The sequence below is a fragment of the Paenibacillus sp. CCS19 genome (genome assembly GCF_033239625.1).
In the GTDB taxonomy this organism is placed as follows: domain Bacteria; phylum Bacillota; class Bacilli; order Paenibacillales; family Paenibacillaceae; genus Paenibacillus_T.
The window spans coordinates 1-23,790 of record NZ_BTCK01000071.1; the positions used below are offsets into that span (position 1 = coordinate 1).

The window sequence follows — 23,790 nt, forward strand, 5'->3', positions numbered from 1 at the left end:
GTATTACATCGGCATAAACACCAGGGTGTTTTTCCAATGTCCACTATAAGGGGTGCACTTCAATCTGTCGCGGGGGCTTTTCATTGTGCAGCTGTTTTCTGTTAGCGCGAGAAGCTCTTGATAATTCGATTCAAATACGAGCGTCTTGCAGCGAAGAAATAGAGGCTTTGCATGACGATATAAATGCCGACCACCACAAGCGAATATTGCATTGCGCTTGTCGAGAGCAGGTTGCCAAGCGCCTTCATGGCGAACATCGTATGCACGATGCCGACGACGCAAGGCACGAAGAAAATGATCGCGATCTGCATCGTTACCGTTCGGCGGATCTCGCCCAGCGTCATGCCGATTCGGTTGAGCGATCGGAACTGATCCCGGTCTTCTTCGAGCTCCGTAAACAGCTTGAAGTAAATCATGCTGCCGGAGGCAATGAAGAACAGAACGCTGATGAACAAGCCGATGAATAACGTAAGACCCATCGATTGCTTCGTTGCCAGGTAAAGCGATACGCGGTTATCGAATTGGCTATGCTTATCCTCTGGGACGAGCTTCTCGATCTTATCGGCTGTGTCGCCCTGCGAGGTCCAGTTCGACATCTCGAAGCCGTATACGACTGTTTTCTTCTCATCTGGTACAGCTTGCATCAGCGCAGTGTATTGTGCCGTATCGACAACGAGCAGCTCGGTCGCATCGCCTCTCGGGAATGCGATTGCCCCTCCGCTGACCTGGCGGTCAACCGTCATCGACAGTTCCTCCGAACTGCCTTCCACCTGCATCGTAATTGGCTTGCCGATCTCGGTCAGAGGCTGCGTTACTTCGCGATAAGGGATAATGTATACCGCATGCCCAGGATCGACCTCAAGAATAGGCCGGCCGCGGTGAAGCTTCTGGCCATATTCGTTATAGTCATCCTCCGATACGATCAGCGCAGTGGTCGTATCCGTGCTGCGGCCGGCGGCTGGCAGCTTCGCGGCTCCGCCGACTAGTTTCACTTCGTAATCGAGTTTAACGCCATCTTCCTCGAGTATGCTTCGTACCTTATCCGGATCGATCACTTCGTGAGTATTCAGTCCTTTCTCATAGAAGCTGATCGACTGCGGCAGCATGTCCATCTGCTGTTCCTTCGAGGCGAGGAAGAATACATAGAACGTACCCGATGCCGTAAGGATAACGGCGCTCATAACGGAGACGGTGAACAGGATGCGCGCATTGTCCTTCATTTTGAACACAAGCTGTGCAATGGTCATCAAGTTCGTCTGCTTGTAGTAAATGCCTTTCCTGCGCTGCAGGAAGCGGAACACGATGATGCTCGCTTGCGTGAACAAGAAGAACGTGCCGACAACGACGAGCGCGACGACAGGAAGCATATACATAATCGCGTTCGAAAGCGACATCGTGTATGCCATGTAGTAGCCTGCGCCTAGGCACAATAACGACAGCAGCACGAGCCAGACGGATGCGAGCGGCGGCGACTTCGGCTTCTTCGATGCTTTCAATAGGTCGATAATTTGGCTTCTTCCGACCTGGAACAAGGTGAAGAGCGTAATGACCAGGAATAAGACGAAGAAACCGGCTGCTGTCAGCAGCAGTGCCTTACCCGGAATGAAGAATCGGATCGGCTCCGCCAAATCGAGAATTTCGGACAACGCCATCAGGAACAGCTTCAAGAATAAAGCGCCGAGCGCAATGCCTGTTCCGATCGCAAGCACCGACGTGGCGATGCTCTCGTACAGCACCATCTTGCGCATCTGGCCTCTCGTCATCCCGAATAGAGAGAGCAGGCCGAACTCCTTCTTCCGTGACTTAAGAAACGCCGACATCGAGTACAAGATGAAGAAGAAGGAGAAAATAACGATAATATATTCACAGAACATCATGCCGGTACGGACGCCTTTGCCCATATAGATATGGCCATTGATGACGTCAGGGTGGAAGATGAAAGCGGCATAGATGAAGAAGATCATGACCGAGAATACGCTGCTCAGGAAGTAAGCGACGTATTGATGCCAGTTGCCGCGGACATTCTTAATTGCGAACTGTCGAAAGTTCATCGAAGTTCCCTCCCAACACGCTCAGCGAATCGAGAATTTGCTGGAAGAACGCCTGTCGATTCGTGCCGCGCCGGATTTCGGAGAAGAACGCCCCATCCTTAATGAACACAATTCGTTGGCAGTAGCTTGCGGCAAAAGGATCATGCGTTACCATCATGATCGTTGCGCCTACCTGTTCATTAAGGTCGCGCAGCGAGTCCATGACATCTTTGGCTGCCTTGGAATCAAGGTTGCCCGTCAGCTCATCGGCCAGCAGGATGGCTGGTTGATGAATCATCGCACGTGCGATTGCCGCCCGCTGTTTTTGACCACCGGAAACTTCATATGTTCGCTTATCAAGAATTGCGCTAATGCCTAGCAGCTCCGCGCTCTGCTGCAGACGTTTCTCGATTTCCTTGATGTTCGTGTTGTCGAGCACGAGCGGGAGAATAATGTTCTCTTTGATCGACAATGTATCGAGCAGATTGAAGTCTTGGAAGATGAAGCCGAGCTCGCGTCTGCGGAACAAGGCCAGCTTCTTCTCGTTCAGCACGGTTGGATCGACGCCGCCGATCTCTACCTTGCCGGATGTCGGTTTATCGATCGTAGCCAAAATGTTAAGCAGCGTTGTTTTACCGCTGCCCGACGGGCCCATGACGCCGACAAACTCGCCTTTCTGAATATCGAGATGAATATCGTTCAACGCCCGATACAGCATTTTACCTTTCGAACCGTATACTTTCGTCAGCCCTTGGGCTTTCAAGACGCTCATTGTGTTTCCCTCCACTTGATCTCTATTATGCGTTGCCGCAACAGCAGCTATGTTCACAGTATAAGCGAGGGCGGAGGGGGACCCCATTGATTTACCTTTCAATTGGTCGTGTGAACCTTACAAATTTGTCACCTTCATAACGGCAATCTTACAGAGAGATACCGACGAGCAGCCTTAGACGAAGAGCCCTTGATGAACAGCGCTGTTATAAAAATAAATCGTAATCGTCGTCCCGACACCGAGCTCCGATTCGATCGCAAGGTCGTGACCAAGACGGCTGCACACCTCTCGGGCGAGATACAATCCCATGCCGGTCGATTCCTCGACCAGCCGGCCGTTCTCGCCGGTGAAGAAGGGATCGAATACGCGCGGGAGATCATGCTCGGCAATGCCGATTCCTTCATCGGTCAATGACAAGGAACAGCCGCCATCAGGCAGAGACGATACGGTGAACCGCAGCGTCTTGCTGCCGGGCTTGTCCTTGGAATATTTGATTGCGTTCGTTATGAATTGGCCCAGCAGGAACGACAGCCATTTGGCATCCGTCTCCACGAGCACATCCTGGCCTTCGACACGCGGGAAGATCGATGACCGAATGCATGCCTTCTTATGACGATTGATCGTTTCCCGCACAAGCGGAAGCAGAGACACGCGGTCAATCCGGACATCCATGCGGAATTGATCCAGACGAGCCGTATGCAGCATCATTTCGAGTCCTCGATAGATGCGTTCCAGCTCTTCCTGCATGCTGCTTCTTATTGCTTGATTGTCATTCTCGGCGTCCTGCTGCTCGGCTGCCTGCTGCAGAAGCAGATCGATGACTGAGACAGGTGTTTTCATATGGTGAACCCATTGGTTGGTAAAATGCAAATGCTGCTCGCGCTGCCGCCTATAATCAGCAAGCTCGTCGGCGAATGCTTTATGCTGCTTCTCCAGCAGCTGCTGTACAGCGAGCTGTTCGCGCGTTGCGCCATCGCGTACGCGCATGATGGATAGAGCGGTCGGCTTGTCTGCGGCGATCATCTCGGCAACCTGCCGATAATAGAGGCGCTGGCGGGCATAATCCCATGCGATCCAGCCGAGAATTATGACGGTAGCAAGCAGCGCGGTATACAGCAGACTGCTGATGCTGGGCAAGCTGCGGCCATGCTGCAGGTCCAACGTAAGCACGAGCATGGCGAAGAAGAGCGCCATATAGAAGGTAATGATATAAGGCAGTCTGTCTTGAAGAAACGTGCGAAATGTATACAGCCGTCTAGCCGGTAATTCGACTTCATGTTTGGGCGATGGCGAATACCGCGGAACTTGATAGCGGGGCATATGGGTTCACTCCTTGCGGCGATTTCAATAGCAGGATCGTGGATAGTCAGCGGCTGGAATCGACCTGCGATAGATCCAATCGATAGCCTTGACCGCGCACGGTCTCGATCGCTTTGGGCAGACCAAGCTCTTCGAGCTTCTTGCGCACGCGCGTGACGTTAACGGTCAGCGTGTTGTCATCGACGAAGTCGATATTGTCCCACAGCGCTTCGAGCAGATCGTCTCTGCTTACGATTCGACCAGCCTTAGCAAGCAGCGAGCCGAGCAGCAGGCATTCGTTACGAGAAAGATCGGCTTGGCGACCGTTCCACTCGACAATGTTGCGTGCCCGGTCGAGCGTGAGACCGCTTGCCGACAGTTCGTCGGTGTTCTGCGCGGGCGCCGCGTATTCGCCATAGGCGCGGCGGAGCGCACTTTTGATCTTCGCCATAACGACATCCAGATGAAACGGCTTCGTCATATAGTCGTCTCCGCCGTTCTCGATTGCCATCACTTGATCCATATCGCCGACGCGCGCCGACAAGAAAATAATCGGCACATTCGAGACGGTACGGATCTGCCGGCACCAATAGAAGCCATCGAAGTGAGGCAGATTGATATCGAGCAGGACAAGATGAGGATTCAGCTCAACGCACTCCTGCTTCAGTTCTCGGAATCGGGCCGCCCGTACAGCCTCGTAGCCATAACGTTCCATATATTGCTGAAGAATCGAGGCGATCTTGTCATCGTCCTCGATAATCATAATTCGATACATAAGAAGCCTCCTTACGATTTGTCAAAATATAGGGTAGCTCATATTGGCGAGGCTGGCAAATGGGTCGAGACTGCGAAATAAAAAGAAGCAGCTGCAGGAAAGGTCGGTCTGACTCTCCATGCAGCTGCCTCTATGTACGGCTCTTCATTATTTGAAGAATAGGAAGTGCGTCGGCAGCGAACGAAGCTGGCCGTCCGAAGGCTTGTTGACGATGCGTCCGTTGAAAATAAGGGTAGAGGAGCCGCCTCCATCAAGATTGTAGGCATCCTTCGTACCGAATCGTTTGAGCAGTATTTGCAGTTCCTCGAGCGTCGCGCCCGAGCTGCCATTCTCGTTGTAACCATCAATGACAAGGAATAAGAGCTGGTCGTCTTTATAATTGGCGATAACGGTGCGCGGCGCACGCTTCGGGCTTACCTGCCATTTGGTCGGAATCGGCTGCGATTGGCCATTCTTCAGCAGAATGGGCACGAAGGAAGCGCCGAACCGCGGTTTCAGCTGATCCAGCTGCTCCTTGCTTGCGAAGCTGCCGCCAATCAGCTTATTATCTTCGCTTAGGCCAACGAAGAACAAGTTCTCGAAGGAAGGCTCGAAGCCGTTCACGTACTTGCCATTGAGGACCGTCGTGCTGAGCGGGTACCGTTTGCCATGTCCGTCTGCGAAGCCGCCCGCATTCACGCCTGCAATGGCGTCGTACCGCTTGACGGCGGACATCGTCGTCTCGGACGAGCCGAATTTGTCATTGCCAAGCACCATCTTCATCGCTTCTTTGCTGCCGAGCTTCACCTTGAGCGCATAACCGCTGAAGTTCTGCGCATGAATGGAGAACAGCTGCGCCCGTATTTGGTCCGACTGGATCGTGCCGGAGACGCTGCCCAGCTTGTTCGTTATCCGTCGGTCGAAGATGATGCGCGGGCGATTCGTCTGACTTGACGCCATCTCCTCGATTAATTGAATATCGGCACTCGTCTTGTTGTACAGTGTGACCTGTTTCTTGATCGATGCTTGCGTAGCTTGGGCCAGACCGGCAGCGACATCGAGATCAGCGGAGGTCTGTTCGACGCCTGAAGCTGTCTGCTCCATGATTGTAACCTCCGGCATGACCTGATCGGATAGGACAATAGAGGCCTGATACATGAGCAGCGAGATAAAGATGCCGATGAACGGCGCGCTCGCTAGCATCATCGAACGGTTCAGCACCTTAACGGGCCTAATCATTTGAGCACGTCCAAGTTTTTCTTCAGCTCATCCAGCTGTTTCTTCACTTCGCTAAGCTGGGTAAACAGCTTGTTGCTGTTGTCGGTCTTGGCGCTGGCATTGTCCTTCGTGAAGGTAAGCAGCTCATTCAGGGCATCCACTTTGCCTTGAAGCGCAGCGATCTCATTCTTATAGCTAGACTCGACGGCCAGCAGCCGCTCATCATATTGTTTCTGCATGGCTGTCAGTTTAATGTTCGTCTGTCTGTTGATATCGGCTGTCATCGTGCTGGTCAGATGATCGGAGTACATCTTGGCGCCTGCAATGCCTGCGCCGATAAGCATAACCCATAGAATAAGGAACACGATGAAGGCGCGATTGCTGCGTCTCTGCGCTGTGCGGCCTGTCGAGCGTGCAGTTTGTACTGCGGTTTGAATCGGTGTTTCCATTGTTTCGTTCACCTCTTGTATTGATTTTAGGCAATTTCGCAAGTGAACGGACGACCGTGCGTTCTCTATTACAAAACGAATAAGCCCCTCGCAAAAGTTGCGAGTGTCACTATATTGTAACAAAAAAAGCGATAGGATTGGGCGCTCAGCGCTTTTGTTCCCAATTTGTTCACGGCGCGTTGTTGCAGTATAATCGAAGCAATCAAGTATAAGCGAGAGGAAAGGAGCTGTTGTATGATGAGCGAACAGCGTACAGAACAGGCAACATTCGCAGGCGGATGTTTCTGGTGCATGGTGAAGCCATTCGAGGAAATGCCGGGAATCGTAAGTGTTATTTCGGGTTATACGGGAGGCACGACGGTAAATCCGACTTATGAGGAAGTTTGCCGCGGAGGCACGGGACATACGGAGGCTGTTCAAATTACGTTCGATCCCGAGCAGTTCCCTTACGAGAAGCTGCTCGACATTTTCTGGCGTCAGATTGATCCGACGGACAGCGGCGGTCAGTTCCACGATCGGGGCGATTCGTACCGTCCTGCTATTTTCTATCATAATGAAGAGCAGCGCCGATTGGCGGAAGCGTCGAAGCGGGAGCTGGAGGCAAGCGGGCGGTTTGACCGTCCGATCGCTGTTACGGTAGAGCCTGCTGCTCCGTTCTATGCGGCGGAGGATTACCATCAGGATTACCATAAGAAACAGCCGCTCCGTTACAAAATGTACCGCAAGGGCTCAGGGCGCGACGCATTCATCTCGCAGCATTGGAAGCATCGCGAAGATGAGGCGAGCCTGCGCAAGCGGCTGACGCCTGCGCAGTATGAAGTGACGCAGAACAACGCGACGGAACCGCCGTTTCGCAATGAATTCTGGGATCACAAGGAAGCGGGCATCTACGTCGATATCGTATCCGGCGAACCGCTGTTCAGCTCGTTCGACAAATTCGACTCCGGCTGCGGCTGGCCTAGCTTCACGAAGCCGCTGCAAGCGACTTCGGTTGAAGAGGTGCTCGATGTGACGCACGGAATGGTACGTACGGAAGTGCGCAGCAAAGTAGCGGACTCGCATCTTGGTCACGTCTTCGACGACGGTCCGCGCGACCGCGGCGGATTGCGTTACTGCATTAACTCGGCTGCGCTGCGGTTCATTCCTGAGAAGGATCTTGAACAAGAGGGATATGGAGAGTACCGTTCGTTGTTTAACAAATAACTTTCAGTTGTTCGGTATAAAAAGCAAAGCCCCGAAGCCATATAGGCTTCGGGGCTTTCTTATGCTGATTAGACGACGCTAGGTTCTGCAATCAGCACTTCGTCTTCATTTTCTATAATAAGTTCGATTTTCTTAATGCGGTGTTTCCCGACTTCTCGGATAATAAACCGCAAATTATCGTGTACGAACTGTTTGTTCGGCCTTGGATCTTGAATCTCGTTGTACAGCCAACCGCCGACGGTATCGACTTCTTCGTGGCTCAAGTCCTCGCCGATAAGCTGTCCCAGCTCATCAAGCGATACTTTGCCGTCGAGGAGATAGCAGTTATCTGCAAGCTTCTCGATGTCTCTGCGTTCATCCGCATCGAATTCGTCGCGAATTTCGCCGACGATAATTTCGAGAATGTCTTCAATCGTTATCATGCCCGACGTACCGCCGTATTCATCCATCAGAATCGCAATGTGCATGCGTTCCTGCTGCATTTTACGAAGAAGCGTCTTAACAGGCATCACTTCCGGTACGGTCATGACAGGACGGATCAGCTTCTCGAAGTTAATCGGTTCGCCTTCCTGCTGCTGAAGGAACAACTGCTTCGTATTGATCATACCGATGATTTGGTCTTTGCTATCGAAAGCAACCGGGAAGCGGGTGTATTGCTCGCGGCGGATGACCGCCATATTGTCATCGATCGATTTGCTTGTGAACAAGCAAATCATATCGGTACGTGGCACCATGATTTCTTTGGCCAGCATTTCGTCGAAAGCGAATATTCGGCTAACGTAGCCATATTCCGTATTGTTGATTTTGCCGCTCTGGAAGCTGTCCTCCAGAATGATCTGAATCTCTTCTTCGCTGTGCGCCTCTTCGTGTTCCTTCGCTGGCTTCAGACCGAACAGGCGAATCAGCATGTTGGCCGAGCCGTTCAATACAAAGATGAAAGGATACAGTATTTTGTGGAACCAGATGATTGGCTTAGCGACCGCAAGACTGATGAATTCCGCCTTCTGAATGGCCCATGTCTTCGGTGCAAGCTCACCGACAACGACGTGCAAGAACGTAATCGTCAGAAACGCGATAAGGAATGAAACAAGATGCGACGCTTCGCTGTTCATCTGCCATGTTTCGAACAAAGGAAGCAAGAGCTGCTCGACGGTCGGTTCACCGAGCCAACCTAATCCGAGCGCTGTAATCGTAATACCGAGCTGGCAGGCGGAAAGATATCCGTCCAAGTTGCTTGTTACTCGTTGAACGGCTAATGCATTGCTGCGGCCCTCTTGTACTAACTGATCGACGCGGCTGGCACGAATTCTGATAATTGCGAACTCGGTAGCGACGAAGAATGCGGTCAATGCAATTAATACAGCGACCAACAACAGATTTAAGCCTGTACTGCCCATTGGGTTCCATCACAATCCTTCTATTTTTATAATAAGTATCTTTCAGAATACTATAGCAAAAAATGCGCAGTTCGGACAATGCGATTATGGGGGGTGTAGGTCGATTTGCGGTTAATTGGTCAGAAAAAGTTAAACAATCAACGAATTATTAGCGAAAAGCTCCACTTTACAGCCGCTATGACGCCAGCGTATGATTGGTTCGGATAAACGTCTATCATTTGAACGCGTACTTAAAGACAGAGAGCAGGCTGGAATTCCGATCATGATGAACAAAAAATGGGCTTATGTTGGACTGGCGGCAGTCGCCGCTATATGGGGAGCTAATTTCGGCTTCTCTCGTATTGCAATGGAAACGTTTGATCCGATTCTATTTGCCTTTCTGCGCTTCGGTTTAGCGGTACCTTGTTTCTTCACCATATTATATTGGAAGGAAGGACATGTCGGCATACCGCTCCGGGCAGCGCTGCAGCTGGCGTTAATCGGGTTGTTCGGCGTGACGCTGCTTGAAATCCTGGTCATGTATTCGATTAAGTATACGACGCTGGCGAATGCATCCTTATTAAATGTAGCCCCTTGGCCGATCTTCGCTGCGTTATTTGCACCTCTCTTTACGAAGGAATCGTTAACGCGGAGATTAGCGGTAGGCGGAATCGTCGCGATCGCAGGCGTCTGCCTAGTCATCCTTGGCGGTGCTGAAGGCTTTAGCTTATCATCAGATAATATGAAAGGAAATCTGATGGCATTCTCGATTAGTTTAATCGGTGCGCTATTTAATCTATCCTGCATGCCGCTTATGCGTACCTATTCGGCACTGCGCGTGAGCACCTGGTTCATTACGTTCGGGGCATTGTTTATGTTTCCGTTGACGATTGGATCATGGGGCGACGTCACTTGGAGCGATCTCGGCATTAAGGAGTACAGCGTTACCTTATATAATGTATTAATATGTACGGTCGTGTCGTTTATCGTATGGAATGCTTCCATGTTTCGTATTGGCGCGGCGCGTTCGAACTTTTTCCGCTATGTCGTTCCGGCTACGGCAGTGGCAGCGGGTTATCTGATGTTCGACGAAGGAATCTCGCTCTGGCAGATGGGCGGAGCGGTACTGATGGCTGCAGGTCTCGTATGGATTTCTATTGATCGCAAGACTGCGGACTCTTAGTGGATAACGGACTAGTATAATAATAGAACAGAATAGCATCGTATTATTAAAAACGAATCCGCTCTTATGCGCCGTTATGGGCTTAGAGCGGATTCGTTTCTTTAGTTTATATAAATGTGAAATGAGGTACGATGAAACTATGTTTCACATTGAAGTTAACTCGATAGTAAATATATAAATTAAATTTCAATTTTCGCGACTTAGGTACTTGAAAACGCACTCATACGTGGTAAAATAAACAATGTAATAAATTAGTTAACAACTTAATATAATTGTTAAACTAAACCGAGGGGGAGATACTGACACAGATCAAGTGCTCATATGAAGCGAACCGAAGGAACGCAAGTATGAACGGCAGCGAAGAGTCATATCGAAACTTACTGAGTTGGATTAACGATTCAATGCTAGGCCAACGATCTGGGTAACTTAAGAATACTTGTTTTGTATGGTAATGTAAACGGTTTCTTTAAGCATTGCTCACTGGGTTGGATAAAAAAAGGAGGGTTCTACATGAGTAAATGGATGAAATCTTTTGTTCTTGTGTCAGCTGCGGCGCTCGTGCTGTCGGCATGCTCCAACGGTGGAAGTAAATCGGACGATACGGCAACGAAAACGGATACGGAAGCGACATCGGATGCAACAGCGACGGATACGCAGAAAGCGGACGACGCCGAAGCGGATCCTGCCGCAACTACAGACGTAGATACTGCGGAAGCTTCCGATATGACGTTCCCGAAATCCGCGATCGATCCTAACATCTCCGGCGAAGTAACGTTCTGGACGTTCCTCGATAACAAGAAGAACGACGAAACGCTGACGAAAGCATTTAATGAAGCTTACCCGAACATCAAGCTCAAAACGGTATTCGTACCATTCGACGATCTGCACAACAAACTGCAAACGACGCTGGCTGCAGGCAAAGGTGCACCTGACGTTGCTCTCGTAGAACAAGGTCAATTCCCTCGTTACAGCACGGGCGGCGTTCTGACGAACCTTCTCGACCAACCATTTGATGCAGGTAAATATAAAGAGTACGTTTCCGAGTACAACTGGAACCGCTGGTCTTCGATCGACGGTACGCAATTGCTCGGTATGCCATGGGACGTAACGCCATCGGTAACTTACTACCGTTCCGACATCTTCGAAGAACTCGGCCTGCCTTCCGATCCGGACGAACTGGGCGAGTACATCCAAGATCCAGACCAATACTTCGAGCTTGCACAAACGCTCAAAGCTAACAACAAGTACTCCCTGGAATGGCGCGATTCACCCGTTCACTGGTTCGGCGACATGTATGGCTACTTCGACAAAGATCTGAACTGGGTTCGTAACAACGATGATTTCGTTAAATTCCTCGATATCTCGAAGAAAGTAACGCAATTGAAAATCGCTCCGCATGACGGTCTCTACAGCGACAAAGGCAAACAGCGCGTTAAGAAGGGCGAATCCGTTATGTACGTAGCTGGTACATACGGCGCTCGTGACTTGGCAGCTAACTTCCCTGACCTGAAGGGCAAGTGGAAAACGACGAAAGCGCCATTCGGTCTGGACTTCGGATTCGGCGGTTCGACGTTCGTAATCCCAGCGCAAAGCCAGAACAAAGAGGCAGCATTCGCATTCGCAGAATGGATCACGACTTCCGAAGCAGCGTGGAAAATCGAGGTTGAGCAATCGGTTCAGCCAGACTGGAAAAACATCACGGAACTCGACTGGTACAAAAACCACACGAACGAGTACCTGGGCGGTCAAAACGACTTCGCGTTCTACTCGTCCCTCACGGCAGATCTTCCAGTTCGTCGTTACACGACGCTTGACGGTCTTGCATGGCCGCTGTGGGTTGGCGAAGTGCTTAACGCAATCGACAAAAACGTTGACTCCAAAACGGCGATTGCAAAAGCGCAAGAAAACATCGAGAAAAAACTCAAGCCAGAAATCGATAAGCTGAAGAAACAGCTGCAAGGCTAATTCATTGGTTTAACCCCGAATCATCCTGCTCCTTGGGATGATTCGGTTGTTTTTAACCACATTGGGAAGTCATGCTTCACGGATGAATGTCCGTGAAGCGAGCTTTCCGGATGTTTTCTCACCGCGTACGATGACCGGATTCAACAGATTAAACGCAAGAGTTCATATGGCAAGGGGGTGCTCCTTGGTGTTTCGTTGGCTAAAAAGGTTTAAGGTAACGATCGTTGTTGTCATTGCATTGATCGGATTTTTCATCTGGTGGAACGGTACGAGAGGCTATGATGATCAAGCGCTTGCAGGCTTGCCGGATTTGAGCGGCGTCGATGAAAGTTCGGTGCTGGAAGACGGGGGCAGCAAGCTGGAGGCATCGTATCAGGATTATTACGATGGTCTCGTGAAGCAGGACGTTAAGGATGCAGAGGACTTCTCACTTACGTTAAACGGTGCTGATTACACAGCAATTAGCGATAAAGGTACGAAGAAGCTCGATCAATTAGGTGACCGTCAAGGCAATGTTGTGGCGCTCGAAGAAGAAGACAGTTGGGTTGAATATACGTTTGATGTTCCTGCAGACGGATTCTATCAGATGTCGATGGATTATTATGCAATGGAAGGCAAACGTTCTTCAATCGTTAGAAGTGTGCAGGTGGACGGCAGCTATCCGTTCTATCAGTCCAAGAAACTTGAGTTTCAACGGATGTGGCAAGAAACAGGCGACACTTGGACAGATAACCAAGGTAACGAATTCAACCCTCGAAGGGAAGAGGTTTTCGGTTGGCAGAACCGTGCATTCAAAGATTCGGAGGGCAAGTCGTATGACCCGTTTCGTTATTATTTGACGAAAGGCAAGCATACGGTTCGGATCGGTAACATTCGTGAGCCCGGTGCCATCGGAGCCGTTTACATATTTGCTCCCGAGCATCTACCGACTTATGCAGATGTTCAGAAGCAATATGCTGAACAAGGCTACAAGCCAGTCAGCAACATTTTGATCAAAGTGCAGGCAGAGGAAGCAACGCTTCGTTCGGATCCAACGCTCAAGCGGATCGAAGACCGCGAGCCGGATACGGAGCCTTTCAATAAGGATGCAATCGCGCTTAACTCGTTCGGCGGAGCAAGCTGGCGTACGGGAGGTCAATGGGCGCAATGGGAAGTTGAAGTGCCTGAGAGCGGCCTATACGAAATCGGCGCCCGTTATGGACAATGGTTCTTGAATGGCATACCTGTTCAACGTTCGATTACGATCGACGGCAAGTTCCCTTTCAAAGAAATGAATGAAACGACGTTCCCGTATAAGGCTGAATGGCAGATCGCTAAGTTCGGCGCGCAGGATGACAGCGATCCGTACCAATTCTACCTCGAGAAGGGCAAGCACACGATCCGTATGGAAGTACAGGTCGGAGCGCTTGGACCGCTGCTTGAGACGGTAACGAATACCGTTCGCAAAATGTCGCTTATGGGTCGTGAGGTTATTCAAGTAACCGGTACGAACCCGGACGTTAACGGCGACTGGACGCTTGAACGCAACATCGTGAATCTGGTGCCGCGTTTGCAATTGATGGCGAAGCATTTTGACGACGTCATTCAAGGCTTGTACGGATTGGGCGTAACGCATGGCAGCTCCGAAGTGAGCACGCTGTACGAGGCGCGCGACGTGCTGCTCAGCATGGCGAAAGATACGAAGTCGATTCCGGCTCGCATGAATCAGTTCACAGACCTGCAATCGTCGCTTGGCACATGGGTGAGCGGATTGACGAAGCAGAGCATGGTGCTTGACTATCTCATCGTAAAGTCGCCGGATCAGAAGTGGCCTCGTCCTGCAGCTCCTTGGCTGACACGGACGGGAACGATGGTGTATGACTTCTTCACATCGTTCACGAAGGACTACAGCAACGTAGGTAACTCGTACAAAGGCGAGAAAGTGCTTGAAGTCTGGATTGCTCGCGGTCGTGATTGGGTCGACATTATTAAGCAAATGATCGATGAAGACTTTACGCCTTCAACAGGCATTAAGGTTAACGTCAACGTTATTCCGGCGAACAACTCGCAGGTGCTCCTGCTTGCGAACACGTCCGGCATCGCACCTGACGTTGCGCTTGGTGTCGATGCGGAAGTGCCGATCGACTATGCAGTTCGTAACGGTCTAGTTAACTTGGGTGAATTCTCGGACTACGACGATGTCGCTGCTCGTTTCCGTCCAGGCGCACTGATTCCTTATCAGTACAATGGCGGCAACTACGCGCTTCCGGAGAACCAGAACTTCAATATGCTGTTCTACCGCAAAGATATTATGGAACAGCTGGGCTACACAGAAGAGGACATTCCAGATACATGGGATGAAGTTATGAACATGATTCCGGTTCTGCAGCAGAACGGCATGGACTTCTACTATCCGCACTCGCCGAACAACCCGGCGCTTGCGATCAACGAGTTCGCGCCATTCCTGTTCCAACAGAACGGCGAGTTCTATAAAGAAAACGGCAAGAAATCGAACCTGGACAGCCCGGAATCGCTCAACGCATTCAAGATGTGGACGGGATTGTTCACGAACTACAAGATTCAGAAGCAGGCGGACTTCTATAATCGCTTCCGTTCCGGCGAGATGCCGATCGGCGTCGCGGACTACTCGACGTACGTTCTGTTGTCGACAGCTGCACCGGAGCTGACGGGCTGGTGGGGCATGAAGCCAATGCCGGGCATTCAGCAAGCAGACGGTCAAATCAACCGTTCGACGGGCGGTCTGGCGCAGACGGGTATGATTTTCAAGAGCACCGATATGAAAGATCAATCGTGGGAATTCCTCAAATGGTGGACGAGCGCTGACACGCAAGAGAGATTCGGCTCTGAGCTTGAATCGCTGCTCGGCGTAGAAGCACGCTGGAATACAGCGAACATCGAGGCGCTCAAAGAGATGCCTTGGTCGACGTCGGACATCAATGCCATCATGGAGCAATGGAACTGGTTTAAAGAACGTGAAGTCGTTATCGGCGGCTACTACACGACTCGCCACATTGCGAACATCTGGAACGAGGTTGTTCTGAACGGTAAGATTACGCGCGAAGCAGTGGAAGAGGGCGTTCGCTCCATTAACAAAGAGCTGCGGAAGAAACGCGAGGAGTTCGGGTTGGATGAATCGAAGGATTCATCCGGCTCGGCAGCGAGCGCAGCTAATGCCACTGCAACGGATCAAGGGGAAGGAGGCGACAAACCATGACAACGCAATCATCGACTGCTCTGAATGAGCAGACTCAGGTCAGCCTTCGCAAGCCTGGTAAATTGGCCGTTTTATGGAGCGATTTGAAGAGAGACCGCATTTCATGGATGTTCCTTGCGCCTTTCTTAATCTTATTCTTTATCTTTACGGTTCTGCCGGTGCTGACTTCGATCGGCATGAGCTTCACGTATTACAACATGATGGAAGCGCCTAAGTTCATCGGCTTGTCCAACTACAAGCTGCTGTTCGTAGACGACGACATCTTCTTGAAGGCAGTCGGCATCACGCTGAAATTCGCCTTCATTACAGGCCCGGTCGGCTATGCCCTCTCCTTCATTCTGGCATGGCTGATCAGTCAAATTCCGATTAAATACCGGTTCTTCTATACGCTTTGCTTCTATACGCCGTCGATCACAAGTGCAACTGCAATGTCTGTTGTATGGCTGTACTTGTTCGCAGGCGACCGCAAGGGTTTGCTGAACTACTATGCGATGAAGCTTGGCATTATCGACGAACCTTATCTATTCTTGCAAAATATTAATTCCATCGTGCCCGTCATTATCATCGTATCGCTCTGGATGTCGATGGGCGTAGGCTTCTTGGCATTCCTTGCCGGCCTGCAGAACGTTCCGAAGGATCTATACGAAGCAGGATCGATTGACGGTATCCGGTTCCGTTGGCAGCAGCTGTTCTATATTACGATTCCAGCCGTTAAGCCTCAGCTGCTCTTCGGCGGCGTCCTGCAGATCGTAAGCTCGTTGACTGTCTTTGACGTCAGTCTGCAGCTCGTCGGCTTGCCGTCGCCGCTGTATGCAGGTCATACCATCATGACCCATATGTACGATTATGCATTCATTAAGTTCGAGATGGGATATGCAGCAGCAATTGCAGTCGTCCTGTTCGCGATGATGATCGGCGTCAATCGTGTCTTATTCAAATGGCTAGGAAAGGACTGATACCACGATGACTGGCTCTGTAGTGAAAGGCAGAAGAATCGATTGGGGCGGCATCGTGCTGTATCTGTTGCTTACGGCGTTTGGCCTGCTGATGTTATTGCCTCTGATTTATATGATTTCTAACGCGTTCAAGCCGACGAGCGAGTTGTTCCTGTTCCCGCCGCGGTTTTTCGTGAAAAACCCAACGATGATGAACTTCAGGGACTTGCTGCTCATTACGGGTACAACGTCCGTGCCGTTCTCCCGTTATATCTTTAACAGCATATTCGTCAGCGGCTGCATCGTCGTTTTCGGTGTTATTATTTCTGCGATGGCGGCGTATCCGCTGGCCAAACACAAAATGCGTTTCGGCAGCTTTATTTTCAACATGATCGTCCTTGCACTGATGTTCTCGCCGCTCGTTGTGCAAATTCCGCAATATTTGCTTATCAGTAAGCTTGGGCTGATCAATACGTACTGGGCACTCATTCTGCCGTTCGTAGCCGCACCTGTCGGAATGTTCCTGATGACGCAGTTCTTGCGTCAGCTGCCGGATGCGCTGCTGGAGGCTGCACGGATGGACGGTGCATCCGAGTGGAAAGTGTTCTGGGTAGTCGTCATGCCGATGCTGAAGCCTGCCATTTCGACCTTCGCGCTGCTTAGCTTTATCGCTGCATGGAACGATCCGCATCCGGCCCAGGTATATACGACCGACGATGATATGAAAACACTGCCGTTCGCGGTGCTTACGCTCAGCGGCGGTGTCGGTGTTATCGCACGCGTCGGTACGCTCGGCGCAGCAAGCTTATTAATGATTATTCCTACGATTATTGTCTTCGTAGTAACGCAGCGAATGGTGCTTCAAACGATGGCACACTCGGGTCTGAAAGAGTAGGAGGGGCGCGTAAATGAGAGTCATGACAAAAGTAATGGCCGCTGTAGTGGCGTTTGCCCTCCTATACACGTTCATCCCGGGCAAATCGTCTGCAGCTACGCCTTACCAAGGTTATATATGGAGTACGAAGGGAAGAGACGTTGCTTCCATTAACGGCTACATATATAAGCAATCCATCGATGGTTACGGTCTGCCTACCGGTGCGCTCAGTGCGCCGGAGGACATATTCGTTGCCGAAGATAAATCCGTGTACATCGTAGACACGGGCAACAGCCGCGTCATCCAGCTGGATTCTTCGCTGCAATACGTTCGTACGATTGGCGATACAGAAGGCGACGGTGTACTGTCCGAGCCCAAAGGCGTATACGTAACGCCGGACGGTACGGTCTACGTTGCAGATACGAAGAATGCGCGTATCGTATTGTTCGATAAGAATGGCAAATATATGAAGCAATTCGGCAAGCCGGAGAGCCCGCTGATCGGCGATACGTTCTCGTATTCGCCGTCGAAGCTGCTGGTCGATAAGCGCGGTTACATGTTCGTTGTATCGGACGGCAACACGCAAGGCTTGCTTCAAATCGATAAGAACGGTGCTTTCAAAGGCTTCTATGGTGCAAACCATATCGGCTTCAGCTGGGGACGTCTGCTTCGCAACATGTTCGCAACCGATGCGCAGAAGTCGCAGATGGCAACGATCAAACCGCTTGAGTTCTCTAATGCGGTGCTCGATAATGAAGGGTTTATTTTCACCACGACGCTCGGTACAGAGACGAGTCAGATCAAACGTCTCTCGCCGGTAGGCGTCGACACGATCGGGGGCGCTCGTCAATACGGCGACCGTTGGAGCAACGGACCATTCATGGTTTCCTCGTTCGTTGACGTAGCCGTTGACGCGAACGGTATTTTCACAGCGCTGGATCTTCAGACGAGCAAAGTGTTCCAATATGACAAGCTTGGCAACATGTTGTTCGCATTCGGCGGCTTAGGCCAGCAAGACGGTCTGTTCGTAACGCCGTCGGCGCTTGCGCAATCGTCGGACGGCACGATTTTCGTCGCTGACAAAGGCCGTAACCGTATCGACTTGTTCCGTACAACGCCGTTTGCTCGCCTCGTTCAGAAGGCATCGGCGCTCTATGTGGATGGCCGATATGACGAAGCGGAAGGTCTATGGAATGAAGTGCTTCGCGAGAACGCTAACTACGAGCTCGCTTATCTGGCAATCGGCAAAGCGCTTTATAAAGCCGAGCGGTACAAAGAAGCGATGAGCTACTTCAAGCTTGCGAATTCCAGGGGAGATTATTCCGTCGCGTTCAAGGAATACCGCAAAGAATATATGCGCGATCACTTCCTCTCCATCTGTCTCATTCTTGTAGGTGCCATTATTCTGTTGCGCTACTTGATTCCTTGGGTTTGGAGACTGGTTGCGCGCCGTATTCGCACGAACCGTCCTAATCACGGCGCCCAGCAAGGAGGGGGAATCCCGCAATGATTCAAACGTTTCAACTTATGAAGCAAGTGCTGACGCATCCATTCAATTTCTACAATGATATTCAGGAACCGAAGCGAATTCGGTGGATTGATGCGCCGATCGTAATCGTGCTCGCCTTTCTTGCGAAGATGATCTCCATCGTTGTAACGGGCTATGCCTTCCAGACAAGAGAAGCGTATGAAGTGTCGTACTTGCAGGAGTTTGTATGGCTGGTTGTGCCTTGGCTGACCTGGAGCGTGGCGAACTGGGGCGTAAGCGCGATTCTCGATGGCGAGGGCAAGTTCAAAGAAGTATTCGTCGGCAGCGCATTCGCGCTTGTGCCATATGTCGTAATGATCGTACCGGTAACCTTGCTGACGAATCTGCTTGCCCTTGACGAGAATTCGATCTACTCGTTCCTCGTGAATGTAGCGATCTATTGGTCCGCATGGCTGCTGCTTATTAAAGTAAAAGTGCTGCACGACTTCGAGCCGTGGAAAGTGGTCTGGATTACGATCCTGAGCATTGTCGGTATCGCAATTATTTGGTTCATCGGCATTCTACTGTTCGGTCTGATGAATCAGCTGATCAACTTTATTACAGAGCTCTGGCAAGAATTGAATTTCCGAAGGTAGGAGGAGCGAGGATGTTCAAACAACGTAAATGGCTGATCGCCGCGGCGATGTTGATCATCGTCGGCGGTCTGTATCCTTACCTCGGGCTAGCGGAAGGCGAGTCGCAGGGTGAAGAGACGGAGGCCGCGGCAGTCGTAGACACAGCGGACAGCGAAGCGGCTGTAGATGCTGTCGCTGCAGACACGGCTGCCGATTCGGAGCCGGTTGTGATCGACGATACGGAGGCTGCAGATACGGAAGCGGCGGATACGGAAACAGCGGTTCCTGCCGTGAAGCTGACAGCAGTTACAGCTACGACCAAAGTATCGGAGAATGATAAGTACGAGCTGTACATCGATGAGAAGACAGGCAATGTTCGTATCGTCGAGAAATCGACGAAGCAGCAGTGGCTTGGTTCGCCGCAGGTGCCGAAGTCGACGATGCCGAACAACAAGAAATTTATGGACTCGCCTGCTCACATCAAATATACGATGGGCGCTGACACCACATCGACGTATACGCTCAAAGAGAAAGAAAATAAATTCGAAATCGAGACGACCGACTACGGCGCGAAGGTCACGTTCCACACGAAAGAGAAGATCAGCTTCGCGCTCGAGTACCGACTGACGGACAATGGTTTTGAAGTGACGATTCCGGATGACTCGATCAAAGAAGAAGGGCAGGCGAGACTACTCAGCATCGAGCCGCTTCCATTCTGGAATGCTGCTTCGGGAGATGAGCAAGGCGCACTGTTTGTACCGGACGGTTCAGGCGCACTGATTAATTACAAGAAAACACACGCACAGTTCTTTGCGGGTTATTCCGAAACGATTTATGGTGACGATGATGCATACGTTGCGCCGTCTCATACCGACATGGAAGCCGATTGGGAGCGGGCGTTGCCATTCAAAGAGAAGATTGCCCTTCCGGTGTTCGGCAATTACCGTAACGGAATCGGCTCCCTCGGTATCGTAACGCAAGGTCAATATGATGCGAAGATCAATGCTACGCCTTCCGGCATTCGCGCGATTCCAATGTACCGGACATCGGCGGAGTTCATCTACCGGAAGCAGGACGTTATTTTCATTGGGACATCGGGTCAAATTCCATTCTTCCAAGGCGAGCGCATTGCGGGCGATCGTAAGGTTCGTTTCGTTACCTTGGAAGGTCAAGATGCGAACTATGTTGGCCTCGCGAAGGCTTACCGCAATTACTTGATGACGGAACAAAACGTTCAGCCTGTCGAGCAAAGCGGTTATCCGCTCAGCATCAAGCTGTACGGCGGCCTTATTCGTGACGACATTCTGGGATCGACCTTCATCAAAATGACGACGTTCGAACAGGCGAAATCCATTATCGACGCTTATGCTGCGAAAGGGATGGCGAATCTCGAGCTGACATTCGAAGGCTGGTCGGACGACGGCATGTATGGCGATCAACCAGACCACTTCCCGGTTGAGAAGCAGCTAGGTGGTTCGAAGGAACTGAAAGAGCTTGCAGCCTATGCGAAACAGAAGGGCGTTAAGCTGTATCTGGAAGCGAACTACGCGCGCGCTTATTCCGAAAGCGACGGCATGAGCAAGAGCAAGGACGCGATTCGCGGCATGGATAAGCAAGTGAAGGAAGATCCGAACTACTTCATCTCGGAACGGTGGAACAAGGACTTCGAGATGTTCTATCTGATGAAGCCGGAACGGGTCGTCAACAAACATGTCCTGAAAGAGCTGGACAACTATGCAAGCTTGGGCATTGATGGCGTGCAGTTGGCTTATTGGGGCGATAATCTGTATTCTGACCTTGATCCGCGTTCAATTACGCAGCGCGAGCAGACGGCAAGCGCGTGGGTTAGTGCGCTAGATGCCATTCGCGGCAAAGTCGGCGGCACAGGCGTAGACTACGGATTCGCGTACACGCTTGGTCATGTGAATAAGATCGATAACGCTCCACTTGATTCGAGTCACTTCATCTTTATGGATGAGACGGTTCCGTTTTATCAAATCGCTGTACACGGGCTCGTACCTTACACGGCATCGCCAACCAATCTGCGTGACGATGCTCAAGTAGAGAAGCTTCGTGCGCTGGAGTACGGTGCACTGCCTAGCCTGGAGCTGACTTATGCGGAAACGAGCAAGCTTCAGCGTACGTTAGAAACGAGACTGTTCAGCTCGCAATACACATCGTGGATCGACAACGCGTCGACGGAATATGCGGAAACCGCGTCTTATTATGAGAGCATCGCCGGCAAGGCGATTACGAATCATGAGAAGCTGTCGGCAGATGTATTCCGTACGACCTATGATGGCGGCACGCAAATCATCGTGAACTATGGCGATGCAGACGCAATCGTGGGCGGAGTGACTGTACCTGCGCTTGGTTACACGGTAGGGAATGGAGGTCAATAACCGTGAATAAAAAACTCGGACTCTCGATGAGAGGACGTCATATCCTAGAAGGTTATTCCTTCATTTCGCTCTGGATCGCTGGATTCTTCTTGTTCATGGCTTATCCGCTCGGACGTTCGTTGTACTTCTCCTTCAATAATATGGAGACCAGTAAGAACGGCCTGCAAGCATCTTACGTCGGAATGCTGAACTACCGTTCGGCATTCTCGACCGATATCGATTTCCTGCCGCTGCTCAAGTCGACGATGTCGACGATGCTGACGCAGGTACCGCTTATTTTGATTTTCGCGATGTTCAGCGCATTGCTGCTTAACGGCAAGATCAAAGGCCGGACGATATTCCGCGGGATTTTCTTCCTTCCCGTTATTATCGCCTCGGGCGCGGTGCTGAAGGAGCTGATGCAGCAAGGCGCTGCACAGCTTCCGATCTTCACGCAGGGCGATCTCATGGACAAATTAGGCGGCATTATTCCTGAGAATGTCCTTGAGCCGCTGCTTGAGTATGCAGACTCGCTGACGCTCGTTATGTGGGACTCCGGCGTACAGATTCTGATCTTCATCGCAGGTCTGCAGACGATCTCGCCGCAATTGTATGAAGCGGCGAAGATGGACGGTGCGACGAAGTGGGAAAGCTTCTGGAAAATTACGTTCCCGATGATTATTCCAATGTTGTTCGTCAACACGTTGTACAGCATCGTCAACATGTTCACGAAGGCTGATAACAAAGTCATGGATTATATCGTCACTCAGCAAGTGTTCCAGAAGAACAACTACGGGTACGCATCGGCGCTCGGATGGATTTACTTCATCTTGATCGCAATCGTACTTGCTATCGTATTTATTATTTTCCGCAGAAGCTTAGCTGCTACAGAAGGAAGGGGGTAAGGAGCGATGACAACATTGAAAATTCGCCAGCTGTCGGATCTCTCCGTCAAGACGAATGCGGTTTGGAAGCATTCTGCCGCGAAACGCGGACGGAACATTATCGGCATGGCGCTATACTACTTCGTGCTGCTGAGTCTGTCATTCGTCTTTGTTTACCCTCTGCTGTACATTATTTCGAAGTCGCTCATGCGGCCAGAAGACGTTGCTGATGCAACGATCCGCTGGATTCCGAAGATGTTCAGTCTGAGCAATTACTCGATCGCAGCTGAATACCTCAACTATTGGCCATCCTTCCTGAACAGTGTCATCATCTCGTTCGGCAGTGCGGCTCTGCAGATTATCAGCTGTTCGTTTATCGGGTATGGCTTCGCGCGGTATCGGTTCCCAGGTCAAGCATTCTGGCTTGCCATGGTCGTGTTTACATTCCTGGTTCCGCCGCAGACGATCGTTGTACCATTGTTCTCGTTCTTCCTTGATCTGAATTGGATGAACACGCATCTTCCGTTCGTCGTACCCGCGATTATGGGTCATGGCTTGAAAGGTGCACTGTTCGTACTGATCTTCATTCAGTTCTATCGACAGCTGCCGAACGTACTGGAGGAAGCTGCACGGATTGACGGCGCAGGCGCATTCCGTACGTACTGGGGGATCATGCTTCCGCTGGCCAAGCCAGCTATGCTCGTTGTCTTCCTGTTCTCGGTCGTATGGCACTGGAACGACTTGTTCGAGCCGAACCTGTACCTGCTCGTGCCAGAGTACTTCAACCTGTCGCAGAGCATGGCATTCTTCAACGGTATTGCGGACATGAGTGCCCAGCAATCCGCATCTTCTACGGGTGCTGCGAGCGCAATCGGTCAGGCTCCGACGCTGCAGAACCAGATTATGGCTGGCGTCATGCTGACGATTCTGCCAATCCTTGTTCTGTATCTCTTCACGCAGCGTTACTTCGTCGAGAGTGTGGAACGTACAGGTATTGCCGGCGAGTAAATCCCGACACGCTTATTTGCGTAAGACCATTCATGCAAGCGTCTTTGAGCTTCGATACACGAAGCTTGAGGGCGCTTTTTCCTTGTTGATGGGAATGCTATAATTTGGACATGCCATTCATTAGGTTTAGGGCGGGAAGGGG

Annotated in this window: 18 protein-coding genes; 11 read left to right on the forward strand and 7 right to left on the reverse strand. The window is 51.0% G+C overall.

Annotated features, from left to right (window positions below; all coding sequences use genetic code 11):
- Positions 1-101: 101 nt before the first annotated feature.
- From SBI19_RS28035 to SBI19_RS28060, 6 genes are all read right to left on the reverse strand, one after another.
- A complete protein-coding gene (locus SBI19_RS28035) occupies positions 102-2,051 on the reverse strand; it encodes an ABC transporter permease (protein ID WP_317972830.1) in 1,950 nt (649 codons plus the stop codon).
- Positions 2,026-2,802, reverse strand: coding sequence for an ABC transporter ATP-binding protein (locus SBI19_RS28040; RefSeq protein ID WP_317972831.1), 777 nt, complete (start codon positions 2,800-2,802; stop codon positions 2,026-2,028). The genes SBI19_RS28035 and SBI19_RS28040 overlap by 26 nt, the downstream gene beginning before the upstream one ends.
- Before the next feature lie 174 nt (positions 2,803-2,976).
- Positions 2,977-4,122, reverse strand: coding sequence for a sensor histidine kinase (locus SBI19_RS28045; protein ID WP_317972832.1), 1,146 nt, complete (start codon positions 4,120-4,122; stop codon positions 2,977-2,979).
- Positions 4,123-4,168: 46 nt separating this feature from the next.
- Positions 4,169-4,876: a response regulator transcription factor gene (locus tag SBI19_RS28050; protein WP_317972833.1), complete on the reverse strand. Its 708-nt coding sequence runs from the start codon at positions 4,874-4,876 to the stop codon at positions 4,169-4,171.
- 147 nt (positions 4,877-5,023) lie between these two features.
- Positions 5,024-6,094 (reverse strand): phosphodiester glycosidase family protein, encoded by a 1,071-nt coding sequence (locus tag SBI19_RS28055; RefSeq protein WP_317972834.1) that lies wholly within the window; start codon positions 6,092-6,094, stop codon positions 5,024-5,026.
- Entirely contained in the window at positions 6,091-6,522 is a 432-nt protein-coding gene (locus SBI19_RS28060) for a hypothetical protein (protein ID WP_317972835.1), read from the reverse strand. The genes SBI19_RS28055 and SBI19_RS28060 overlap by 4 nt, the downstream gene beginning before the upstream one ends.
- A gap of 237 nt (positions 6,523-6,759) precedes the next feature.
- Here SBI19_RS28060 and msrA point away from each other — a divergent pair, with 237 nt between their 5' ends.
- On the forward strand, positions 6,760-7,725 hold the full coding sequence (gene msrA, locus SBI19_RS28065; protein WP_317972847.1) for a peptide-methionine (S)-S-oxide reductase MsrA: 966 nt from the start codon (positions 6,760-6,762) through the stop codon (positions 7,723-7,725).
- A gap of 68 nt (positions 7,726-7,793) precedes the next feature.
- Here msrA and SBI19_RS28070 read toward each other — a convergent pair whose 3' ends face one another.
- On the reverse strand, positions 7,794-9,122 hold the full coding sequence (locus SBI19_RS28070) for a hemolysin family protein (RefSeq protein ID WP_317972836.1): 1,329 nt from the start codon (positions 9,120-9,122) through the stop codon (positions 7,794-7,796).
- A gap of 262 nt (positions 9,123-9,384) precedes the next feature.
- Between SBI19_RS28070 and SBI19_RS28075 the strand changes: the two genes are divergently transcribed.
- From SBI19_RS28075 to SBI19_RS28120, 10 genes are all read left to right on the forward strand, one after another.
- The gene (locus tag SBI19_RS28075; RefSeq protein WP_317972837.1) at positions 9,385-10,284 is read left to right on the forward strand and encodes a DMT family transporter; all 900 of its coding nucleotides are present in this window, start codon (positions 9,385-9,387) and stop codon (positions 10,282-10,284) included.
- 510 nt (positions 10,285-10,794) lie between these two features.
- On the forward strand, positions 10,795-12,249 hold the full coding sequence (locus tag SBI19_RS28080) for an ABC transporter substrate-binding protein (protein WP_317972838.1): 1,455 nt from the start codon (positions 10,795-10,797) through the stop codon (positions 12,247-12,249).
- A 187-nt stretch (positions 12,250-12,436) separates the two neighbouring features.
- Entirely contained in the window at positions 12,437-15,463 is a 3,027-nt protein-coding gene (locus tag SBI19_RS28085) for an extracellular solute-binding protein (RefSeq protein WP_317972839.1), read from the forward strand.
- The gene (locus tag SBI19_RS28090) at positions 15,460-16,419 is read left to right on the forward strand and encodes a carbohydrate ABC transporter permease (protein WP_317972840.1); all 960 of its coding nucleotides are present in this window, start codon (positions 15,460-15,462) and stop codon (positions 16,417-16,419) included. Before SBI19_RS28085 ends, SBI19_RS28090 begins: the two co-directional genes overlap by 4 nt.
- 7 nt (positions 16,420-16,426) lie before the next feature.
- Positions 16,427-17,293, forward strand: a complete 867-nt coding sequence (locus SBI19_RS28095) for a carbohydrate ABC transporter permease (RefSeq protein ID WP_317972841.1) — start codon at positions 16,427-16,429, stop codon at positions 17,291-17,293.
- A 13-nt stretch (positions 17,294-17,306) separates the two neighbouring features.
- Complete coding sequence (locus tag SBI19_RS28100; RefSeq protein WP_317972842.1) at positions 17,307-18,782, forward strand: hypothetical protein; 1,476 nt, start codon at positions 17,307-17,309, stop codon at positions 18,780-18,782.
- Complete coding sequence (locus SBI19_RS28105) at positions 18,779-19,396, forward strand: Yip1 family protein (protein ID WP_317972843.1); 618 nt, start codon at positions 18,779-18,781, stop codon at positions 19,394-19,396. Before SBI19_RS28100 ends, SBI19_RS28105 begins: the two co-directional genes overlap by 4 nt.
- 11 nt (positions 19,397-19,407) lie before the next feature.
- Complete coding sequence (locus SBI19_RS28110; RefSeq protein ID WP_317972844.1) at positions 19,408-21,777, forward strand: DUF5696 domain-containing protein; 2,370 nt, start codon at positions 19,408-19,410, stop codon at positions 21,775-21,777.
- A gap of 2 nt (positions 21,778-21,779) precedes the next feature.
- Positions 21,780-22,661, forward strand: a complete 882-nt coding sequence (locus tag SBI19_RS28115; protein WP_317972845.1) for a carbohydrate ABC transporter permease — start codon at positions 21,780-21,782, stop codon at positions 22,659-22,661.
- A 6-nt stretch (positions 22,662-22,667) separates the two neighbouring features.
- A complete protein-coding gene (locus SBI19_RS28120) occupies positions 22,668-23,648 on the forward strand; it encodes a carbohydrate ABC transporter permease (protein WP_317972846.1) in 981 nt (326 codons plus the stop codon).
- Positions 23,649-23,790 lie beyond the last annotated feature (142 nt).

What these genes read in the sequence shown, in the direction of transcription:
- SBI19_RS28035 (WP_317972830.1), bottom strand. Translation starts at nt 2,051, where the DNA reads ATGAACTTTCGACAGTTCGCAATTAAGAATGTCCGCGGCAACTGGCAT.
- SBI19_RS28040 (WP_317972831.1), bottom strand. Translation starts at nt 2,802, where the DNA reads ATGAGCGTCTTGAAAGCCCAAGGGCTGACGAAAGTATACGGTTCGAAA.
- SBI19_RS28045 (WP_317972832.1), bottom strand. Translation starts at nt 4,122, where the DNA reads ATGCCCCGCTATCAAGTTCCGCGGTATTCGCCATCGCCCAAACATGAA.
- SBI19_RS28050 (WP_317972833.1), bottom strand. Translation starts at nt 4,876, where the DNA reads ATGTATCGAATTATGATTATCGAGGACGATGACAAGATCGCCTCGATT.
- SBI19_RS28055 (WP_317972834.1), bottom strand. Translation starts at nt 6,094, where the DNA reads ATGATTAGGCCCGTTAAGGTGCTGAACCGTTCGATGATGCTAGCGAGC.
- SBI19_RS28060 (WP_317972835.1), bottom strand. Translation starts at nt 6,522, where the DNA reads ATGGAAACACCGATTCAAACCGCAGTACAAACTGCACGCTCGACAGGC.
- msrA (WP_317972847.1), top strand. Translation starts at nt 6,760, where the DNA reads ATGAGCGAACAGCGTACAGAACAGGCAACATTCGCAGGCGGATGTTTC.
- SBI19_RS28070 (WP_317972836.1), bottom strand. Translation starts at nt 9,122, where the DNA reads ATGGGCAGTACAGGCTTAAATCTGTTGTTGGTCGCTGTATTAATTGCA.
- SBI19_RS28075 (WP_317972837.1), top strand. Translation starts at nt 9,385, where the DNA reads ATGATGAACAAAAAATGGGCTTATGTTGGACTGGCGGCAGTCGCCGCT.
- SBI19_RS28080 (WP_317972838.1), top strand. Translation starts at nt 10,795, where the DNA reads ATGAGTAAATGGATGAAATCTTTTGTTCTTGTGTCAGCTGCGGCGCTC.
- SBI19_RS28090 (WP_317972840.1), top strand. Translation starts at nt 15,460, where the DNA reads ATGACAACGCAATCATCGACTGCTCTGAATGAGCAGACTCAGGTCAGC.
- SBI19_RS28095 (WP_317972841.1), top strand. Translation starts at nt 16,427, where the DNA reads ATGACTGGCTCTGTAGTGAAAGGCAGAAGAATCGATTGGGGCGGCATC.
- SBI19_RS28100 (WP_317972842.1), top strand. Translation starts at nt 17,307, where the DNA reads ATGAGAGTCATGACAAAAGTAATGGCCGCTGTAGTGGCGTTTGCCCTC.
- SBI19_RS28105 (WP_317972843.1), top strand. Translation starts at nt 18,779, where the DNA reads ATGATTCAAACGTTTCAACTTATGAAGCAAGTGCTGACGCATCCATTC.
- SBI19_RS28110 (WP_317972844.1), top strand. Translation starts at nt 19,408, where the DNA reads ATGTTCAAACAACGTAAATGGCTGATCGCCGCGGCGATGTTGATCATC.
- SBI19_RS28120 (WP_317972846.1), top strand. Translation starts at nt 22,668, where the DNA reads ATGACAACATTGAAAATTCGCCAGCTGTCGGATCTCTCCGTCAAGACG.